At 46.3% G+C, this 18,038-nt stretch carries 16 protein-coding genes; 5 read left to right on the forward strand and 11 right to left on the reverse strand.

Going from position 1 to position 18,038, the window contains the following annotated elements:
- Nucleotides 1-11 precede the first annotated feature (11 nt).
- Both relA and rlmD read right to left on the reverse strand, forming a co-directional pair.
- Nucleotides 12-2,216, reverse strand: coding sequence for a GTP diphosphokinase (relA, locus tag L865_RS0115510; protein ID WP_028774072.1), 2,205 nt, complete (start codon nucleotides 2,214-2,216; stop codon nucleotides 12-14).
- A gap of 162 nt (nucleotides 2,217-2,378) precedes the next feature.
- Nucleotides 2,379-3,710, reverse strand: a complete 1,332-nt coding sequence (gene rlmD, locus L865_RS0115515) for a 23S rRNA (uracil(1939)-C(5))-methyltransferase RlmD (RefSeq protein ID WP_028774073.1) — start codon at nucleotides 3,708-3,710, stop codon at nucleotides 2,379-2,381.
- A gap of 100 nt (nucleotides 3,711-3,810) precedes the next feature.
- On the opposite strand from rlmD, the gene barA reads away from it, so the two are divergent.
- From barA to recN, 5 genes are all read left to right on the forward strand, one after another.
- A complete protein-coding gene (gene barA / locus L865_RS0115520; protein ID WP_028774074.1) occupies nucleotides 3,811-6,597 on the forward strand; it encodes a two-component sensor histidine kinase BarA in 2,787 nt (928 codons plus the stop codon).
- On the forward strand, nucleotides 6,590-7,195 hold the full coding sequence (locus L865_RS0115525; RefSeq protein ID WP_028774075.1) for a YjaG family protein: 606 nt from the start codon (nucleotides 6,590-6,592) through the stop codon (nucleotides 7,193-7,195). Before barA ends, L865_RS0115525 begins: the two co-directional genes overlap by 8 nt.
- A 20-nt stretch (nucleotides 7,196-7,215) precedes the next feature.
- Nucleotides 7,216-7,464: a DUF3319 domain-containing protein gene (locus L865_RS0115530; protein WP_028774076.1), complete on the forward strand. Its 249-nt coding sequence runs from the start codon at nucleotides 7,216-7,218 to the stop codon at nucleotides 7,462-7,464.
- 78 nt (nucleotides 7,465-7,542) lie between these two features.
- Nucleotides 7,543-8,499, forward strand: a complete 957-nt coding sequence (locus L865_RS0115535) for an AEC family transporter (RefSeq protein ID WP_028774077.1) — start codon at nucleotides 7,543-7,545, stop codon at nucleotides 8,497-8,499.
- Between the two features lie 100 nt (nucleotides 8,500-8,599).
- Nucleotides 8,600-10,261: a DNA repair protein RecN gene (recN, locus tag L865_RS0115540; protein WP_028774078.1), complete on the forward strand. Its 1,662-nt coding sequence runs from the start codon at nucleotides 8,600-8,602 to the stop codon at nucleotides 10,259-10,261.
- Nucleotides 10,262-10,354: 93 nt separating this feature from the next.
- Here the strand turns inward: recN and L865_RS0115545 are convergent, their stop codons facing one another.
- The 9 genes from L865_RS0115545 to glyA all read right to left on the reverse strand — a co-directional run bounded on the left by L865_RS0115545 (nucleotide 10,355) and on the right by glyA (nucleotide 17,825).
- Nucleotides 10,355-10,849, reverse strand: coding sequence for a phosphatidylglycerophosphatase A family protein (locus L865_RS0115545; protein WP_028774079.1), 495 nt, complete (start codon nucleotides 10,847-10,849; stop codon nucleotides 10,355-10,357).
- Nucleotides 10,849-11,814, reverse strand: a complete 966-nt coding sequence (thiL, locus tag L865_RS0115550; RefSeq protein WP_028774080.1) for a thiamine-phosphate kinase — start codon at nucleotides 11,812-11,814, stop codon at nucleotides 10,849-10,851. The genes L865_RS0115545 and thiL overlap by 1 nt, the downstream gene beginning before the upstream one ends.
- 109 nt (nucleotides 11,815-11,923) lie before the next feature.
- Nucleotides 11,924-12,328 carry a transcription antitermination factor NusB gene (gene nusB, locus L865_RS0115555; protein WP_028774081.1) on the reverse strand — a complete coding sequence of 135 codons (405 nt, stop codon included), beginning with the start codon at nucleotides 12,326-12,328 and terminating at the stop codon, nucleotides 11,924-11,926.
- 14 nt (nucleotides 12,329-12,342) lie between these two features.
- On the reverse strand, nucleotides 12,343-12,819 hold the full coding sequence (gene ribH, locus L865_RS0115560) for a 6,7-dimethyl-8-ribityllumazine synthase (protein ID WP_028774082.1): 477 nt from the start codon (nucleotides 12,817-12,819) through the stop codon (nucleotides 12,343-12,345).
- Nucleotides 12,820-13,000: 181 nt separating this feature from the next.
- Nucleotides 13,001-14,104: a bifunctional 3,4-dihydroxy-2-butanone-4-phosphate synthase/GTP cyclohydrolase II gene (gene ribBA, locus L865_RS0115565; protein WP_028774083.1), complete on the reverse strand. Its 1,104-nt coding sequence runs from the start codon at nucleotides 14,102-14,104 to the stop codon at nucleotides 13,001-13,003.
- A gap of 88 nt (nucleotides 14,105-14,192) precedes the next feature.
- Entirely contained in the window at nucleotides 14,193-14,864 is a 672-nt protein-coding gene (locus L865_RS0115570) for a riboflavin synthase (protein ID WP_028774084.1), read from the reverse strand.
- A gap of 12 nt (nucleotides 14,865-14,876) precedes the next feature.
- Nucleotides 14,877-15,980 (reverse strand): bifunctional diaminohydroxyphosphoribosylaminopyrimidine deaminase/5-amino-6-(5-phosphoribosylamino)uracil reductase RibD, encoded by a 1,104-nt coding sequence (ribD, locus tag L865_RS0115575; protein WP_051484652.1) that lies wholly within the window; start codon nucleotides 15,978-15,980, stop codon nucleotides 14,877-14,879.
- 49 nt (nucleotides 15,981-16,029) lie between these two features.
- Nucleotides 16,030-16,479, reverse strand: a complete 450-nt coding sequence (gene nrdR / locus L865_RS0115580) for a transcriptional regulator NrdR (protein WP_028774086.1) — start codon at nucleotides 16,477-16,479, stop codon at nucleotides 16,030-16,032.
- Between the two features lie 89 nt (nucleotides 16,480-16,568).
- Nucleotides 16,569-17,825: a serine hydroxymethyltransferase gene (gene glyA, locus L865_RS0115585; protein ID WP_028774087.1), complete on the reverse strand. Its 1,257-nt coding sequence runs from the start codon at nucleotides 17,823-17,825 to the stop codon at nucleotides 16,569-16,571.
- Between the last annotated feature and the right edge of the window lie 213 nt (nucleotides 17,826-18,038).

Raw genomic sequence — 18,038 nt, forward strand, 5'->3', positions numbered from 1 at the left:
AACCTTAACCATCACAGACGTCTCGCTTCACTGACACCTTCAACTTGAGTCAATTTGGCGATAACTCGAGATAAACCATCGAGATTATAAAGTTCGAGTTCAATTTCTATGATTGCCGTTTGGGTTTTAACATCCGAGGTGGAGGTCATCGCCAACACATTGGATTTTTCCGCTGCTAACACCGAGGTTAAGTCACGTAATAATCCGCTGCGGTCGCTGGCATTAATACGGATACGAATTTTATAGCCGCCGGAGTAGTTCTCGCCCCACACCACATCAACGGCACGTTCAGGATGTACCCGCATTAACTCTTTAACTTGTTCACAATCGGCGCGGTGCACTGAAATACCCCGGCCTTTAGTGATAAAACCAAAAATCTCATCGCCTGGTACTGGTTGGCAACACTTAGCGATGTGACTCATTAGATTACCAACGCCATTGACCTCAACTTGACCTTTACCTTTTTTGGCAGGTTTGGAGCTGCTCTTCTTAACTAAATCTTCAACGGCCTCTTCGTCACTGATTTCGGTGACTCGCATCCGCGATTGAACATGATTGACGACTTGGTTAAGACGCACATCGCCACCGCCTATCCCGGCAAGCAGGTCATCCATCGTGACCATATTGAAGCGTTCAACGGCTGACTGAGCATCTTTTAGTCTCAGCCCACCACGAGCCAACTCGTTCTCTAAAATTTCACGGCCAGCAACAATGTTCTTGTCTCTGTCTTGCTGCTTAAACCAGTGCTGGATTTTCGAGCGAGCTCTTGATGAACGGATATAACCTAAATTCGGGTTCAACCAATCACGTTTAGGATTGGGTTGTTTAGAGGTGATAATTTCCACCCGCTCACCGGTTTCAACTTGGTAAGTAAATGGCACAATACGGCCGTCTACTTTAGCGCCGATGCATTTGTGGCCCACATGGGAGTGAATATAGTAAGCAAAATCCAATACCGTTGATCCTAAGGGTAAATCAATCACCTCACCACTTGGGGTAAAGACATAGACTCGGTCTTCAAATACTTGGCTGCGGACCTCTTCAACTAAGTTGCCGCTTTCTGCCACATCTTCTTGCCACTGCAGAATTTTACGCAGCCAATTAATTTTCTCTTCGTAGCCACTTTGTTTGCCGCTACTACCCTCTTTGTATTTCCAGTGGGCAGCCACACCCAGCTCGGCATCTTCATGCATCTGCTCAGTACGGATTTGAATCTCTACCGTTTTGCCTTCAGGCCCCACCACAATAGTGTGGATAGACTGGTAACCATTGGGCTTGGGGTTTGCGACATAATCATCAAACTCTTTAGGAATATGGTGCCATAACGTATGCACGACCCCTAACGCACCATAGCAATCTTGCAAACGGTCAGTGACAATTCGTACCGCCCTAACATCAAACAGTTCATCAAACTTCAACTGTTTGCCCTGCATCTTCTTCCAAATGCTATAGATATGTTTAGGACGACCATAAACTTTAGCGCGGATCAGGTCTTTGTCTAAACGAGCCTGCAACTGACTAACAAAGTCGTCGATGTAGGTTTCGCGGTCCAGCCGCTTACCATCAAGCTGCTTAGCAATATCTTTATAAGTTTGCGGGTGAAGGTAGCGAAACGAGATATCTTCAAGTTCCCACTTAAGCTGACCAATACCTAATCGGTTAGCCAGTGGCGCGTAGATTTCGGCAATTTCTCTGGCCAGAAGCACACGAGTTTCTTCATCGGCATTTTTAACTTCACGCAATAAGCAGATACGTTCGGCAAGCTTAATCACTACCGCACGTACATCCTCAACCATGGCCAATAACATCTTACGAATATTATCAATTTGTGGTTCAGCAGCGCGTGAATTCTGATTGACTTTCAAGGCACCAATAGCATCCATGGTCACCACGCTATTGACCAAGGTCGACAGCTTTTTACCAAATAGCGCTTCTAACTGTTCGGTATCAATAATTTTGGCATCGAAAATAACAAAGATAATGGCCGCTTGCAGGGTCTCAATATCCATGTTCAGTGGCGCAAGAATCTCTATCATCTCACGGGCACGTTGGCTAAGGATGGGGCTGGACTGGTTTGCCTTCTGGGCAATTAACTCGATCTGTTTAATCAGTTCCAGTAAGGTCTTGGCATCATCACTATCATTAATGTAGCGATCGACCCACTCACTTAACTGAAAATCGGCATCACTAAAATGTGCTTCTCTAACAGATACCATTAACCCAATGTCCTTTTATTCACAAAATTGCCCGCAACGCTGACGTCACCCATACCCAATATTGACAGCTTATTTATTGAGAATGTTCTATCTTCAGCATTCCCCGCTCATTGTCAATTAACAAAAGCTGACAAAATGAACATTTAGCCATTTTCGGGGATTTTATTTCAACTCAAACAAGGCCATCGCTTCGATATGATGCGTTTGTGGGAACATATCAATGAGCCCCAACTGAGTCAGTTGATAACCTTGTTCAGTTAACGGCTGACTGTCACGCGCTAGGCTGGCTGGGTTACACGAAACATAAACCACCCGCTGCGGCTTCATTTTTTTCAGCCATTGCAATGATTCAAATGCCCCTGCTCTGGCGGGATCGAGTAGCATTTTGTCAACTTTACCGAGCCAAGGCTGCGATGAGATATCTGCACTTAAATCAGCATGGAAAAACTGTACATTGTCGATGCCATTATGACGAGCGTTTGCGCGGCCCTGTTCTACCATCTCAACAACGCCTTCAACACCCACCACCTCGGCACCTGTTTGCGCTAAGGGCAGACTAAAATTACCCACACCACAAAACAGGTCTAGCACTCGCTCACCTGGCTTAGGCGCTAACCACTCAATCGCTTGGGTGACCATGGCTTGATTTATGTCTCGATTAACCTGAATAAAATTACCCGGCGAGAAACTCAATTCAAGCCCATCACTCAATTGATAAAACGGCTTAACTTCGTCACCATTAATAAAGCTCATGGCAGCGTGTTCGCCCAACAAAATCATGCTGACATTTTGCGCCGCGGCAAATTCACTAAGTTTAACCCGTTCTTTGTCAGCTACAGGCTTAGTGATGCGCAGCACTATATATAAACCACTTTCTACGGCTATCAGCTCGACATGGCCTAAGCTTTTTTTCACATTAAGGCGATTTAGTTGCGATGTTAGCGGCGCAATCAATACTGATAAGCGCTCATCGAGCACTGGACATTGGTCGATACTGACAACTTTGTCACTGGCCTTTGCACGAAACCCTAAGGTCAATTTTTGGGTATCTTTCTGATAGTGACTGGCAAGGCGGGCACGGCGGCGATAGCCCAGCTCACTGCCAATTAGCGCTGCAGACTGATGCAATGCTTGGGTCTGGCCCATTTTCTCGATTAACCCACCCAGGGCTTTAGCCTTATAGTGACGCTGGTTTTCAAGGTCAAAATGCTGCAGATCGCAGCCACCACATTGCTGATAGTGGCGGCACACAGGTTTAACCCTAGCATCCGCAGGTCGCAGTACTTTTAAGAGTTTGGCACGGCTGAAGCGTTTCTTTTGCTCAACTAACTGTACCAACACTTGTTCTGTTGGTAGCGCGCCAGGAATAAACACAATTTTGCCTTGGTGCTGGGCTATGCCCGAACCTAGGTGGTCTAAATCGGTGACTTCTAATGTGAGCTTTGTCGATAACTGTTTGGAGCTATTTGGTTTTGCTTTAAAAAATTGCGCCATTGTGGCCTCTAAAACGATAAAAAAACTGGCCAAGACAGCCCTATATCTGCCATTCTAATGTAACCTAAATGTGAACTATAGATTTAAGCCAGCAAATGTAATGAATAATGCCGAACACATGACCAAATATAGCTTGAGATCTTGGGTACTGGTGTTAGCTTTAGCCCCGACCATTCTCGTAGGCATTTTACTCGGCAGCTACTTTACCATAAATCGCTTCTATGAACTCGAAGAAACGCTCATAGAGCAAGGTGGTAATATCATTGAGCCTTTAGCGATTGCCGCTGAAATTGGCCTCGAAAGTAAAGACTTTGAAACCACTAAGCGCTTAATCACCTCTGCACAGCTAAACAAATCCGATTTAGTGCAGTTTATTGCCATTTTTGACACCAATAATCGCGTGGTGGTGACCTCTCATCATTACAAAAGCCATGAATTCATGCGCTATAGCCAGCCACTAGATTCTTTGTTGCGCACTGAGCTGGAGCAAGTGGGCGACAGCTTGATCCTCCGTAGCCCTATTTTCTCTAGCCAACGACAACTGATAGCCGCACCGACCGATCAAGATTTATCCCAGCAACGCTTGGGATATATTGCCGTGTTAATCAATAAAGAAAATGCGTTGTTGCAACAGCACCGTGCGGCAGTCGCAGCCTTCATTATTGTGCTGATTGGCGTGCAGCTAAACCTCCTATTTACCTTTAGACTGGTTAAAAACGTCACCCACCCCATTACCGAGATGGTGCGAGTGGTGGCGAAAATTCGTGAAGGTAAGCTGGACACCCGAGTTCATGGCAACCTGATTGGTGAGCTTGATTTACTTAAACGCGGCATCAATGCCATGGCAGGTTCCTTATCAGAATACCATGATGAGATGCAGCAAAATATTGACCAAGCCACCTCGGATTTACGCGAAACCTTAGAACAAATAGAGATTCAAAACGTTGAGCTCGATTTGGCGAAAAAGCGCGCTCAAGAGGCAAGCCGAATCAAATCAGAGTTCTTGGCCAACATGTCACATGAGCTGCGTACACCGCTAAATGGTGTCATTGGTTTTGCTAAGCAGCTACTAAAAACCCCACTGCATGCCAGCCAACAAGATTATATTAAAACCATTGAAAAAAGCGCTACTAACCTGTTGGGGATCATTAACGATATTCTCGACTTCTCTAAACTAGAAGCGGGCAAAATGGTGCTAGAAAATATGCCGTTCTCGTTACGAGAAGTGGTTGACGACACCCTATCATTGCTCACCAACAGTGCCCGCGAAAAAGATTTAGAGTTGGTTATCGATATTGACCCAGAGATTATTGATAATCTCAATGGTGATGCGCTGCGAGTTAGCCAAGTACTGACTAATTTGGTCGGCAACGCCATTAAATTTACCGACCGTGGCTCAGTGCAAGTTAAGATGCGCCTCTTAGACATTGACAGTGAAAAGCTCAATATTCGCTGCGAGATCACCGATACTGGCATCGGTATTGAAGAGCAACAACAAGAGTTATTGTTCCAAGCCTTTGGTCAAGCAGACTCCTCTATATCACGCCGCTTTGGCGGTACGGGTCTGGGCCTCATTATTACCAAGCGCCTGATCAATCGAATGGGCGGCCACATAGGCTGTAATTCGGTGCTTAATCAGGGCTCAACCTTCTGGTTCACTTTGCCACTTGAACGCAGCCAGTACCCTATCAGTCAGCCAATTGATACTCACCCCATGGCCAACAAGCAGGTACTGCTTTTTGAACCAAGAGAGTTAACTAATTCCATGCTAACTGAGCTAATGAACTATTGGGATATGCAGGTCACCAATGTCAGCTCAAAACAGCAGCTCGACAATTATTTAGCCCAGCGCACGCTCACCTATGACTTTGCCATTGTCGGTTGCCATAGTTTTGATCAACAAACAGATGTGGGTCAGGCACTGCGCAGTATCCGCTCCCACGTAGACTACCTAATTTACTTGTGCAGTAGCTCCAGTGCCGATGAACAAATTCGCCAAATACAGCCTTACACTGACGTCGTAATTCAAACACCCGTGACCGAGCGAAGCCTTGCACGAGCGCTAACCAATCCACATAAAGCACCACTGGCGCCAGCACAACTTCAAGAGAGCATCACCGAGTCCACCAGTCGTGAGCCCTTAAGTGTACTCGCAGTGGATGATAATCCGGCAAACCTTAAGCTTATCGATACTTTGCTAAAAGAGATTGTCGCCCATGTCACTGTGATCGACAGTGGCCAAGGCGCTATTGAGCTAGCCGCAGAGCAAATATTTGATTTGATTTTTATGGATATTCAAATGCCCGGCATAGATGGTATTAGCGCCACCAAACAAATTCGGGAACACTCACGTAATCGCAATACACCCATTATTGCTGTCACCGCGCATGCTATTGCCGAAGAACGTGAGCGCATTAATCAAAGTGGCATGGATGGTTACTTACCTAAACCGATTGATGAAGCGGCGCTACGTGGTGTGATTAGCCGCTGGAAGAGCCGGCCAACCTTTACTCATTTTGACCATAACACCCTTAATTGGGAGTTATGCCTAACCCAAGCCAATGGCAAATCGGAGCTGGCACTAGAGATGCTGCAAATGCTGACCGACTCCATTCCGGCGACCGCAGAGGTATTGCAAGCCGCGCCTGATGAGCTTGATCCGACGCAAATGCTAGCTCATGTTCACAAGCTACACGGCGCCTGTTGCTATAGTGGTGTACCTACGCTTCAACGCCTATGCCAAGAAATTGAATCAGCACTGAAACGTGACGAACGGTTAGAAAATATCGAACCTGAAATACTAGAGTTACTTGACGAGCTTTCTAAGGTAGAATCGGCAGCTAATCAAGTGATCTCTCAGTTCTCAACAGGTGTTATCGATGAGTAATAAACCCGGTTTTTTCAAAAGATTAAAAGCATTAGAACCCGAGCAGAAAAAACTGTTTGCCATAGCCCTGTGCCAACGTATGTACCCTAATTACCAATTGTTTTCTGAAGTCTGTGAATTTGGTGATGCACAGGTATTAGACACTGCTCTAAATCTGTTATGGCAATCGATGTACGACCGTAAGCTAAAACTAAATATTGATGTCTACCTTGAGCGACTCGATGTCAACACACCAGAGCCAAGTGATTTCGATGTTTATGGCGTCTACCCAGCCATGGATGCCGCAGTCGCGTTAACCTCGCTACTTAGCGCTATGCAAAGCAAGATTGAAGATGACATGACTAACATCAGCAAACTGTCTTCAGCCACTGTGGCCAATTATATTGAGGCCACATTAGAAGATGAGCTAAGCGAAGCTGAGCTTGATGACTATATTTTCAGTCACCCCGTCATGGTTGAAGAGAAAACCTTACAGTCATCACTACTTGAGATTGTTGAAGACAACCCCAAAATGACACCGGACTTTATTAAGGCATTGCGCAAAGAGATTGTGCAAGCTGGTGTATCCAATATTGGCATAGAAGTCAGCCAAGACTAACTTGTATGCCCACCTAAGCCATGAAAAAGCTCATTTACCAAGGCTACATACTGACTAATAGCCAAGGCAACACTGACTCATGGAAGCTGACCATTGGCGAGCAGCAACGTATTGGCTCGCTATTTGAGCTGCGCCGGCAAATACAATTCTATGAACAGCTCGGGGTCCTACCCGAGCTACGTACCAGCCTATTAGCCGATAAATCAGCGATTAACGCGACGGCTAACAACCCACCTCAAAGTCAGACCTCAATAAAAAAACGCCGTTAAACTTAGGCCTAATGGGCTTTATTTCGGCAAACTGTTAACCTCTACTTTTGTTTGCTATAACCGCTAAGGTAATTTGCCATGAGCCAGATTTATACACCGCTGTTTGTTGTATTTGGCATGATGTTGTGGGGATTTATCACTGACAGAGCTCGGCTTCTACCAGTACAAAGTGCCGATGTGCTCAATCAATACGTTTATTACATCGCCTTTCCCGCCATCATGTTAATTGTGCTGGCCGAAACCTCCTTTGCCGATATTATGCAATGGCGATACATTCTTGGTTATAGTGCAGCAATGGGCTGTGTGTACCTGCTGAGCATCGTGACCTCCTACCGCGCGACGCCCAAACGTGGTGATATTGCCGCAATACGCTCGCTCAATACGACGTTTGGTAATACGTCTTTTATTGGAATTCCGTTGATGATGATGCTCTACCCTGAGCAGCAACAAGCATTAACGGCAGCGGCAATTGCCAGTCTATTATCGGTTATCATGTTTGCAATTGTGCTGGTGTCTATTGCCCTGCATCAAGGTCAAACAAGCCGCCCTGCTGTCACTGCGATCGAAGCTTTGGCCAAAAACCCAATCATTATTGGCAGTGTCATTGGCACCTTAATATCGGCACTAGATATCACTTTGCCGCTAGCGGTGAGTCAGATTTTGACCCAAATAGGCATGACATCGAGCCCTTGTGCTTTGTTTGCTATCGGTATGGTCCTGAGCATGGCAATGCGCGGGGGCAGCAAGCAAAAAGCAATCGGTGCCCGCTCGGCAGTGATTGAGCTCAGTCTCATTAATGTAGCTAAGCTGATCATCCAACCATTACTGGTTTACCTTTTCTTTGTTTGGTTAGCGGTAGAACCGCAGATGTTGGTCATGGGCGTACTGCTAGCTGCGCTGCCTACTGCCGCCAGTGTGTATTTACTTGCTCAGCGCTACGATGTGCAAGCAGGCATTAGTGCTCTGGCAATCACCATCGGGGTGCTGCTGAGTTTTATTACCCTTCCCATCATTCATCATCTATTGCTAAGCTAAACTTCGAATAAAAAACCAACAAATTAGCGTTAGCTATTTACTGTATAAAAAATCAGTATATACTGTGCATTAATACAGTACTATGTGAAAGGATGTCATTATGCTTTGTCAGCTCAGCATCAATAACTTTGCAATTGTTCGCTTTCTTGAACTCGATTTTAAAGCCGGCATGACCAGTATTACAGGTGAAACCGGTGCAGGTAAGTCAATCGCCATCGATGCGCTGGGCCTGTGCTTAGGCAATCGAGCTGATGCCAATAGCGTGCGCCCCGGCGCCACTAAAGCCGAAGTGAGCGCGCGCTTTTTAGTCAACGATATTCCACTCGCGAAGCGCTGGTTAGAAGATAATGACCTTGAGCAGGACGATGAGTGTATTTTAAGACGCACCATCGGCAGCGACGGCCGTTCACGTGCTTATATCAATGGTAACCCGGTGCCCTTAACGCAAATGCGCTTAATCGGGCAACTATTGGTGGGAATTCACGGCCAACATGCCCATCACGCCATGCTGAAAAGTGAGCACCAGCTTACCTTGCTCGACAGCTATGCAAACCATAAGATACTCCTAGATGGTGTTGCGGCGAGTTATCAGCGCTGCAAGATGATTGAAAAAGAGCTGCATGCCTTAGAGCAGTCGCAACACGAACGTATCGCCCGTAAACAGTTACTGCAATACCAAGTTGAAGAACTCGATGAGTTTGCCTTAGGTGAAACAGAATTTACAGAAATAGAAGCCGAGCATAAGCGACTTGCTAACGGCACGGCACTTATCCAAACCTGCCAAAACACCCTGTTTATATTGCAAGACAATGAACAAGGCGATGTGGAATCACAATTAAATAGTGCGATAAGCGAGGCCCAAGAGCTTGCAGGTTATGATGACAGCTTGCAGAGCGTCAGTAGCATGCTCAACGAAGCCTTGATCCAAGTTCAAGAAAGTAGCAGCGAAATTCAGCGTTATTTGGACAGCTTAGAGCTTGACCCTGAACACTTTGCTTTTTTAGAACAAAGGCTATCAAAAGTCATGCAGCTAGCACGCAAGCATCATGTTAAGCCTGAAGAGTTGTATCAACACCACCAACAGCTGAGTCAAGAATTACAAAGCTTAGATTCCGATGAAGATAAGCTCAATGAAATTACCGAGCAGCTCGCCAGCTGCAAAGCCAGCTATTTAACTCAGGCTCAGAAGCTGCACAAGAGTCGATCGCGCTATGCCAAAGAGCTTGATAAGCAAGTCACTCAGTCTATTCATGAGTTGAGTATGCCTAAAGGTAAATTTGTTATCGCCATTAACTTTAATGAAAATGCCTTATCTGCGACTGGCTGCGATCATGTCGAATTTATGGTTACCACCAACCCAGGCCAGCCCTTGCAACCCATTGGCAAAGTCGCGTCTGGCGGCGAGCTGTCGCGAATCGGGTTGGGTATTCAGGTCATTACCGCTAAGAAAGTGTCTACACCAACATTGATATTTGATGAAGTGGATGTGGGAATATCGGGCCCAACAGCGGCGGTTGTCGGCCGTATGTTGCGCAGCTTAGGGGAATCGACCCAGGTGTTTTGTGTAACCCATTTACCACAAGTCGCCGGTAACGGGCATCAACATATGTTTGTCAATAAACAGAGCAAGTCCGGGCAGACTGAAACATCGATGACGCCATTGGATAAAGCTGAGCGGTTACAAGAGTTGGCGCGCTTGTTGGGCGGCGATACCATTACCGACAACACCTTAGCCAATGCTAAAGAGCTGTTGCAAAGTTAACCCATACTGCTAAAAAAGCGCATTGAGCTTTCGCGTAATACATAACACAACGCCAGCAAATGCTGGCGTTATTTTTTCCGGCTATTGGTGCGGTTACCCTACAAAATAAACCAAGGTCTGTAGACAAATCAGCGCAAAAATACCCGCCAGAACATCATCAATCATAATGCCAAAGCCGCCATGAACTTTGGCGTCAAGCCAGCGTATTGGCCAAGGCTTTAAAATATCGAAAAAGCGAAATAAAGCAAAGCCAATCACTAGCCAGATAATGCCAGCTGGTGCGGCAATCATGGTAATGAGCAAACCGGCCACTTCATCCCATACAATCGCACCATGATCATGCACGCCCATATCTTTGGATGCTTTGTCACAGATATAAAAACCAGCAATAACACTGAGTAGCGTTAACCCGATATACCAAGGCAATGATAGCGGCATCATCAACAAATAAAGCGGAATCGCCGCCAAGGTGCCAAAGGTGCCCGGGGCTTTCGCCGCTAAACCAGAACCAAAGCCAAGCGCTAGAAAGTGGATCGGATTACGCAGCGAAAGCTTGGCAACGTCAGGATCTTTAGTCAGTAAACTCATTAAGAAAAATGCTCAAATGATAAGTTTTTCGGTTCAAACTCTTGACCGCTACGCAGCAGCTTTAGCTTGTCTCCAGTACAAATTTGACCGATCTGAGTGAACGTCACGCCAGCATGAGCCAATGAAGTTTCCAAAGCGCCACGTTGCGATTCAGGCACGGTAAACAGCAATTCATAATCTTCACCGCCACTGAGTGCATAATTGATTGCGCTCTCTTTGCCAACAGTATTGACTAGCGCGTCAGATAGCGGCAACTGCTCAACATCGATCACCGCCCCAACTTCTGATCGTTTTAGCACGTGCTTGATATCGCCTAAAATCCCGTCAGAAATATCGATAGCACTTGAAGCCAAGTTTCGCAGCGACTGTCCAGCTAATACCCGAGGGCTGGGATAATAGTGACGATTAATCAGATAGTCTCTATCTTGTGCCGAGGCCTCTACGCCCGGTTCATTGGCTATCAATGCTAGCCCCACCGCTGAGTCACCTAAAGTGCCGGTGACATAAATCCAGTCACCATTGTTAGCCCCTGCGCGAGTCAGTGCTTTCTTTTCTGGCACCTGACCGTGTACGGTAATGGTGATACTGCGTGGTCCTCGGGTGGTGTCGCCGCCAATTAGGCTGACACCATAGTATTCAGCAATATCAGACAAACCTTGGCTGAAATCTGCTAACCACGCTTCATCGACATCAGGTAGCGTAAGCGCCAACGTCATCCAAGCGGGTTCTGCGCCCATAGAAGCCAAGTCTGACAAGTTAACCGCTAAGCACTTGTAGCCTAACGCTTTAGCGGGCATGTCAGGATAAAAGTGGGTGTTTTCAACTAAGGTGTCGCAAGATATTGCAATAGACTTATTTTCGGCGGGAGCAACGAGTGCGCAATCATCGCCTATATTGAGTACAACATCACGACGGTTTTGACCTCGGCCGGTAAAAAATCGCTCAATGACTTTAAACTCTTTCACAGTTCTCGTACCAGTTTAAGCGACCTCCCATGCATAGTCGCACCAGAAGTCTAAATAATAATTAATGTTAGCTCATAAAAAACGGCATCCTGAGATACCGTTTTTATGTTTAGTTGCGAGCGACTATCTTATCAAGTATGCCGTTCACAAATTTATGACCATCTTCAGCGCCGAACGCTTTGGCTAGCTCAATGGCTTCGTTAATCGCCACCTTATAAGGTACATCCTTACGGAACGTTAACTCATAAGTCGCAATGCGTAATACCGCTTTCTCGATGGGTGACACTTCGTCAAAAGCACGCTCTATATGAGGAACAATCAACTCATCTAGTTGCGACTGCTTAGTTGCGGTACCAGACAGCAACTCACGAAAATAGGCGATATCGACACCGTCAGTTTTCTGTTCAGTTAAAAACTCGTGCTCAACATCAGCAACGTTATTTCCACTCAACTGCCATGAATAGATAGCTTGTACGGCTAGACGACGTGCCTTGCGGCGCTCAGAAGGCTTCATTATTTTTCCTAATCTTACAACTGCTGTTCTAGTTCTTGCAGAACATTAACCATTTCCAACAGACCCAGCGCGGCTTCACCACCCTTGTTGCCTGCTTTAGTACCAGAGCGTTCAATCGCTTGCTCAATGGTATCTGTGGTTAATACACCGAATGAAACAGGAAGGTCGTACTCTAGAGCAATTTGCGCTAGACCTTTATTACATTCGCCTGCAACGAAATCAAAATGAGGTGTACCACCTCGGATTACTGCACCTAGCGCAATAATGCCATCAAATTTACCGCTAGCAGCAACACGACGTGCAGCTAATGGTAGTTCTACCGCGCCCGGAACACGTACAACAGTAATGTTGTCGTCTTCAACTTGACCAAAACGCTTCAATGTATCAATCGCGCCTTCAAGTAAACTTTCAACCACAAAGCTATTGAAGCGTGATACAACGATAGCAATTTTGGCGTTTTTCGCTTCGATATTACCTTGAACTACGTTCATTTATCTTACCTAACTTTTGCTGATGCTAATTATACTAAGCGGTACCTATACGTGGCTAAACCGTCTGTATAATCGGCGTTAAACCCGGCACGGGCAAAAAAGAGGCGGTATGATAACACAACGCCCACTTCTGATCCCCATGCATTTTATAAGAATCAGTTAATTTTCATTATCGCCTAGATTAATCGGCAATATACTCAGTCACTTCTAAACCAAAGCCCGACAGCGAATGATAACGCTTAGGTGAACTTAATAGACGCATAGTGGTGACACCCACATCGGCCAAAATTTGCGAGCCAACGCCCACTTGGCGAGACGTACCTTTCCACGGTGCAGGCACTGGAGCTTGTCCGTTATCTTCTAGTTCAAACGCTTTCACTTTAGCCAAAATATCACTGCTGTGCTCTTGATGGCCTAACAAGACTAATACGCCACCTTCGTTACCGATGCGCTCCATGGCTTTCTCAAGCGGCCAACTACGCTGCTGATCGCGCTCTGAATGGAGTAAGTCATTAAAGGTATTTTGTAAATGCACTCGCACAAGGACATCTGGCTTAACTTCGCCATTAACCAATACATAATGCAGCTGGTTATCTATCGTGTCGCGATAGGTCATCATGTCAAACTGACCAAAACGAGTGGGCAATTTACATTTAGCTTCACATACAACCGTGGTTTCTTTGGTGTTGCGATATTCAATCAAATCGGCAATGGTGCCCATTTTCAAACCGTGTTTTTCGGCAAAAACCTCTAGGTCTGGACGTCTTGCCATAGTGCCATCATCGTTGAGTATTTCAACAATCACCGCTGAAGGCTCCCGGCCAGCTAGGCGAGCAAGATCGCAGCCCGCTTCAGTATGACCTGCACGAATTAGCACGCCACCTTCTTGGGCCATGAGTGGAAATATATGCCCTGGTTGCACAATATCTGATGACTTAGCATCTTTAGCAACAGCCGCTTGTACTGTCACCGCTCGGTCTTGAGCAGAAATACCAGTGGTTACCCCTTCTGCCGCTTCAATCGACACGGTAAAGTTAGTCGAGAACTGGGCATTATTGTTGGTCACCATCAAAGGTAAGTTAAGCTGTTGGCAACGAGCTTTTGTCATGGTTTGACAGATGAGACCACGACCAAAAGTCGCCATAAAGTTAATCGCTTCAGGCGTAACAAGGTCTACCGCCATGATTAGATCGCCTTCATTTTCTCTATCTTCATCGTCCATCAAGATAACCATTTTACCTAAACGGATATCTTCAATGATCTCTTCTATGCTATGTAGCGCCATGGTAAGACCTTTCATTTTCTTGTATTAATTTATTAAATCCGCTAATTGCCAATTTGGCCACTTTAAGCGGTAGTTTTACGCTTGTGTATTATTTGATAAACCCTGAGCGCGCCAGTAAATCCATCGTCACATTTGATACTGTGCCATGGTTAGCATCGTTTTCCTGTGCGCCAAGCCCCATTAAGCGTTCAATGTGACGGGCAATCAGGTCAACTTCAATGTTGACGCTATCTCCGGCTTGCAGGTTCAGCAGAGTGGTTTCTGAAGCAGTGTGCGGCACAATCGTTAAGCGGAACCGAGCGCCATCAACCTCATTGACCGTTAAACTGACACCATCAATGGTAATCGACCCTTTATGGGCAATGTACTTGGCTAATTCTGCGGGCGGGGTAAGCCAAAACTCAATCGCCTTACCGCGCAACATGCGATCGTCCACACTGGCAATACCGTCAACATGCCCACTGACCATATGGCCGCCTAAACGTGTGGTCGGCGTGACCGCTTTTTCTAAATTGACGGCTTGCCCAACTTGATAACGACCAAAACCAGTTAAGTTAACCGTTTCAGCCGAAATGTCTGCGACATAGCCATCAGTTAGGCATTCTACAACGGTTAAGCACACCCCATTGGTAGCAATACTGTCACCAAGCTTTACGTCACTTAAATCTAATTTGCCACTCGATACCGTCAAGCGAATATCCTCACCTCGACGTTCAATTTTTCTCAATGTACCGATGGATTCTATGATGCCAGTAAACATATGACCTACTTTTTAACGCTGCTTAGCGATTTGAAATGTAAAACGCGTATCAACCCCGACCTTAACTTGGTCAACCAGTTGAATATCTGGAATTTGCGCCATGCTGCTAAACACCTTTAGGTTTAGCATGTCTCGGCCGCTGGCACCGATAATTTTCGGTGCTTGATACAGCACCAACTCATCGGCAAGCCCTTGGCCCACAAAAGCCCCGGCTAACGTTGCGCCAGCTTCAACCATGACATCGTTATGTGACTGAGCTAAATAGCCTAACAGCGCGTCTAAGGGGACTCTACCGTCAACCGCCGCTAATTTGAGATGACTCACATGTGCTGGCCAATTGTCTGTTTCTTGTTGCGGGTAGTCGCAGCAAGACACCAATAATATTGGGCTGGTTATCGAGAACAATTTTAGGCTATGGCGCGCTCTAGCGCGGCTATCAAGTATCACACGTACCGGCTGACGAATCAGCGCACTATCAACTTGCTCACTAACATAGCCTAGCTCTTGCGGGCGTACATTCAATGAGGGGTCGTCTGCTAAAACGGTTTCAATACCGGTAATAAGAGCACTATGTCGCGCCCGCATGCGCTGAACATCTTGGCGCGCCTGTGGCCCGGATATCCATTTAGATTGGCCATTTTGTAGCGCCGTTTTGCCGTCAATGCTAGCCGCTAATTTTATCGTGACCCTTGGCAAACCTGTAGCCATACGCTGCATAAACCCAGGATTGATAGCTGCGGCGGCTTGTGACATCAGCCCAACATCCACTTGGATGCCTGCTTGCTGTAGCATGGTAATACCCCGCCCTGACACTTGCGGATTTGGGTCAGTGACAGCAACCACAACTCGCGCCACTTTGGCATCAATGAGTCCCTTAGCGCAAGGAGGTGTGCGGCCATAATGACTACAAGGCTCCAAGGTGACATAAGCGGTGGCACCGTGAGTGGCATCGCCAGCAGCACGAATCGCATGCACCTCGGCATGGGGCCCGCCAGCTTGAATATGAAACCCTTCACCCACGACCGTTTCACCTTGGGTGATAACACAGCCAACACTTGGATTGGGCGCAGTCGTATAGCGACCTTTATGGGCAAGCTTTATGGCTCTTGCCATCATGGCATTGTCAAATGTTGAACCGTTCACTCAAACACCTTTTGCAAATTGACTACTTTTGTAGCTTAGCAATAGCTTCACCAAACTCCGACACATCTTCAAAAGCACGATAGACAGAGGCAAAGCGAATATAAGCCACTTTGTCTAAGGTCACTAACTGGTCCACCATCAGATTACCAATCATCTCAGAACGTACTTCACGTTCACCGGTGGCCCGCAATGTTGACTTAATTTTGGTTAGTGCTTGCTCAATCTGATCCATCGATACCGGACGTTTCTCTACCGCGCGTAACATACCGCCACGCAGTTTTTCTTCATCAAAAGGCTGACGACTCCCGTCCTGCTTCACCACTCTGGGCATCACCAGTTCAGCCCCTTCAAAGGTGGTAAAACGTTCATGACACTCCGCACATTCTCGACGACGGCGAACTTGGTGGCCATCTGCAACTAACCGCGAGTCAATCACTTTGGTATCTGTAGCACTGCAAAATGGACAATGCATAGCGCCTCCTGCTAAATAATGGATCATTAAGATCAAAAATGGCCGCTATATTAGCGGCCATCGGAGTTTACCTGATTTAACCTTTAAGGTTAACCATAAACAGGGAACTTAGCACACAATTCAAGCACCTGTTGCTTAACACGCTCAATGGTCGCTTCGTTGCTGATGTCATCAAGTACATCACACATCCACTGTGTTAACTCAACCGCTTGCGCTTCTTTGAAACCACGACGTGTGATTGCAGGTGAACCAATACGTAGGCCCGAAGTCACAAATGGAGAACGTGGGTCATTTGGTACTGAGTTTTTGTTCACAGTGATGTTTGCTAAACCTAATGCAGCATCAGCATCTTTACCTGTGATGTCTTTGCTGATCAGATCAAGCAAGAACAGGTGGTTGTCTGTACCGCCAGATACGACGTCGTAGCCACGCTCAATAAAGGTTTTTGCCATCGCTTGCGCATTAACAACAACTTGCTCTTGGTATGCGGTGAACTCAGGATCTAATGCTTCTTTAAATGCCACGGCTTTAGCAGCAATAACGTGCATCAATGGGCCACCTTGGCCACCTGGGAATACTGCCGAGTTAAGTTTCTTGTAAATATCTTCATCGTTTGATGCAGATAGAATCAAACCACCACGAGGACCAGCTAGTGTTTTATGGGTAGTCGTTGTTACAACGTGTGCATGTGGCAGTGGGTTCGGGTAGATACCAGCCGCAACAAGACCTGCAACGTGTGCCATATCAACAAATAGGTAAGCACCCACTTTGTCAGCGATTTCGCGGAATTTCCCCCAATCGATAATGCCTGAATATGCGCTGAAACCAGCGATAATCATCTTAGGCTTATGCTCAACCGCTAGGCGCTCAACTTCAGCGTAATCAATCTTACCCGTCGTTTCGTCAATACCGTATTGAACGGCGTTATATAGCTTACCTGAGAAGCTTACATGTGAACCGTGAGTAAGGTGACCACCATGTGCAAGGCTCATACCTAAAACAGTATCGCCGCCTTGAAGAAGTGCCATAAATACTGCTGAGTTAGCTTGCGAACCTGAATGCGGCTGAACGTTGGCATAGGTTGCACCAAACAGTTCTTTTGCGCGAGAAATAGCGAGCTCTTCTGCGATATCAACGTGCTCACAACCACCGTAGTAACGCTTGCCTGGATAACCTTCCGCATATTTATTGGTTAACTGAGAACCTTGGGCTTCTAGAACACGAGGACTCGTGTAATTTTCTGAAGCGATAAGTTCGATGTGCTCTTCTTGACGGCGAGTTTCATCTTCAATCGCTTGAAAAAGTTGTGGATCATAGTCCGCAATGTTCATATCTTTTTTCAGCATTGGTTACTCCAGCTGTACAGTCTTATAAGTAGGGTTGCGCGTATTCTACAGTGCAATTGATCACAATCCCAGACCTTACAACATGAAATTACTTGCATTTAAATCGGCAGCTAAATTCATTTTTATCTTATGACGCCGAATTCTAAGCAGGTGAATACCTTAGCGAAACCGAATATCCACGTAATGATTAAGCTCGATTTTACGAAAACACTG

It is taken from the genome of Shewanella waksmanii ATCC BAA-643 (assembly GCF_000518805.1).
Lineage (GTDB): Bacteria > Pseudomonadota > Gammaproteobacteria > Enterobacterales > Shewanellaceae > Shewanella > Shewanella waksmanii.

Excerpts from the sequence above, each read along its gene's own strand:
- nrdR (WP_028774086.1), bottom strand. The coding sequence starts at position 16,479 with ATGCATTGTCCATTTTGCAGTGCTACAGATACCAAAGTGATTGACTCG.
- ribD (WP_051484652.1), bottom strand. The coding sequence starts at position 15,980 with ATGATGGCAAGAGCCATAAAGCTTGCCCATAAAGGTCGCTATACGACT.
- rlmD (WP_028774073.1), bottom strand. The coding sequence starts at position 3,710 with ATGGCGCAATTTTTTAAAGCAAAACCAAATAGCTCCAAACAGTTATCG.
- relA (WP_028774072.1), bottom strand. The coding sequence starts at position 2,216 with ATGGTATCTGTTAGAGAAGCACATTTTAGTGATGCCGATTTTCAGTTA.
- recN (WP_028774078.1), top strand. The coding sequence starts at position 8,600 with ATGCTTTGTCAGCTCAGCATCAATAACTTTGCAATTGTTCGCTTTCTT.
- glyA (WP_028774087.1), bottom strand. The coding sequence starts at position 17,825 with ATGCTGAAAAAAGATATGAACATTGCGGACTATGATCCACAACTTTTT.
- L865_RS0115545 (WP_028774079.1), bottom strand. The coding sequence starts at position 10,849 with ATGAGTTTACTGACTAAAGATCCTGACGTTGCCAAGCTTTCGCTGCGT.
- nusB (WP_028774081.1), bottom strand. The coding sequence starts at position 12,328 with ATGAAGCCTTCTGAGCGCCGCAAGGCACGTCGTCTAGCCGTACAAGCT.
- L865_RS0115535 (WP_028774077.1), top strand. The coding sequence starts at position 7,543 with ATGAGCCAGATTTATACACCGCTGTTTGTTGTATTTGGCATGATGTTG.
- L865_RS0115570 (WP_028774084.1), bottom strand. The coding sequence starts at position 14,864 with ATGTTTACTGGCATCATAGAATCCATCGGTACATTGAGAAAAATTGAA.
- L865_RS0115530 (WP_028774076.1), top strand. The coding sequence starts at position 7,216 with ATGAAAAAGCTCATTTACCAAGGCTACATACTGACTAATAGCCAAGGC.
- ribH (WP_028774082.1), bottom strand. The coding sequence starts at position 12,819 with ATGAACGTAGTTCAAGGTAATATCGAAGCGAAAAACGCCAAAATTGCT.
- ribBA (WP_028774083.1), bottom strand. The coding sequence starts at position 14,104 with ATGGCGCTACATAGCATAGAAGAGATCATTGAAGATATCCGTTTAGGT.
- barA (WP_028774074.1), top strand. The coding sequence starts at position 3,811 with ATGAATAATGCCGAACACATGACCAAATATAGCTTGAGATCTTGGGTA.
- L865_RS0115525 (WP_028774075.1), top strand. The coding sequence starts at position 6,590 with ATGAGTAATAAACCCGGTTTTTTCAAAAGATTAAAAGCATTAGAACCC.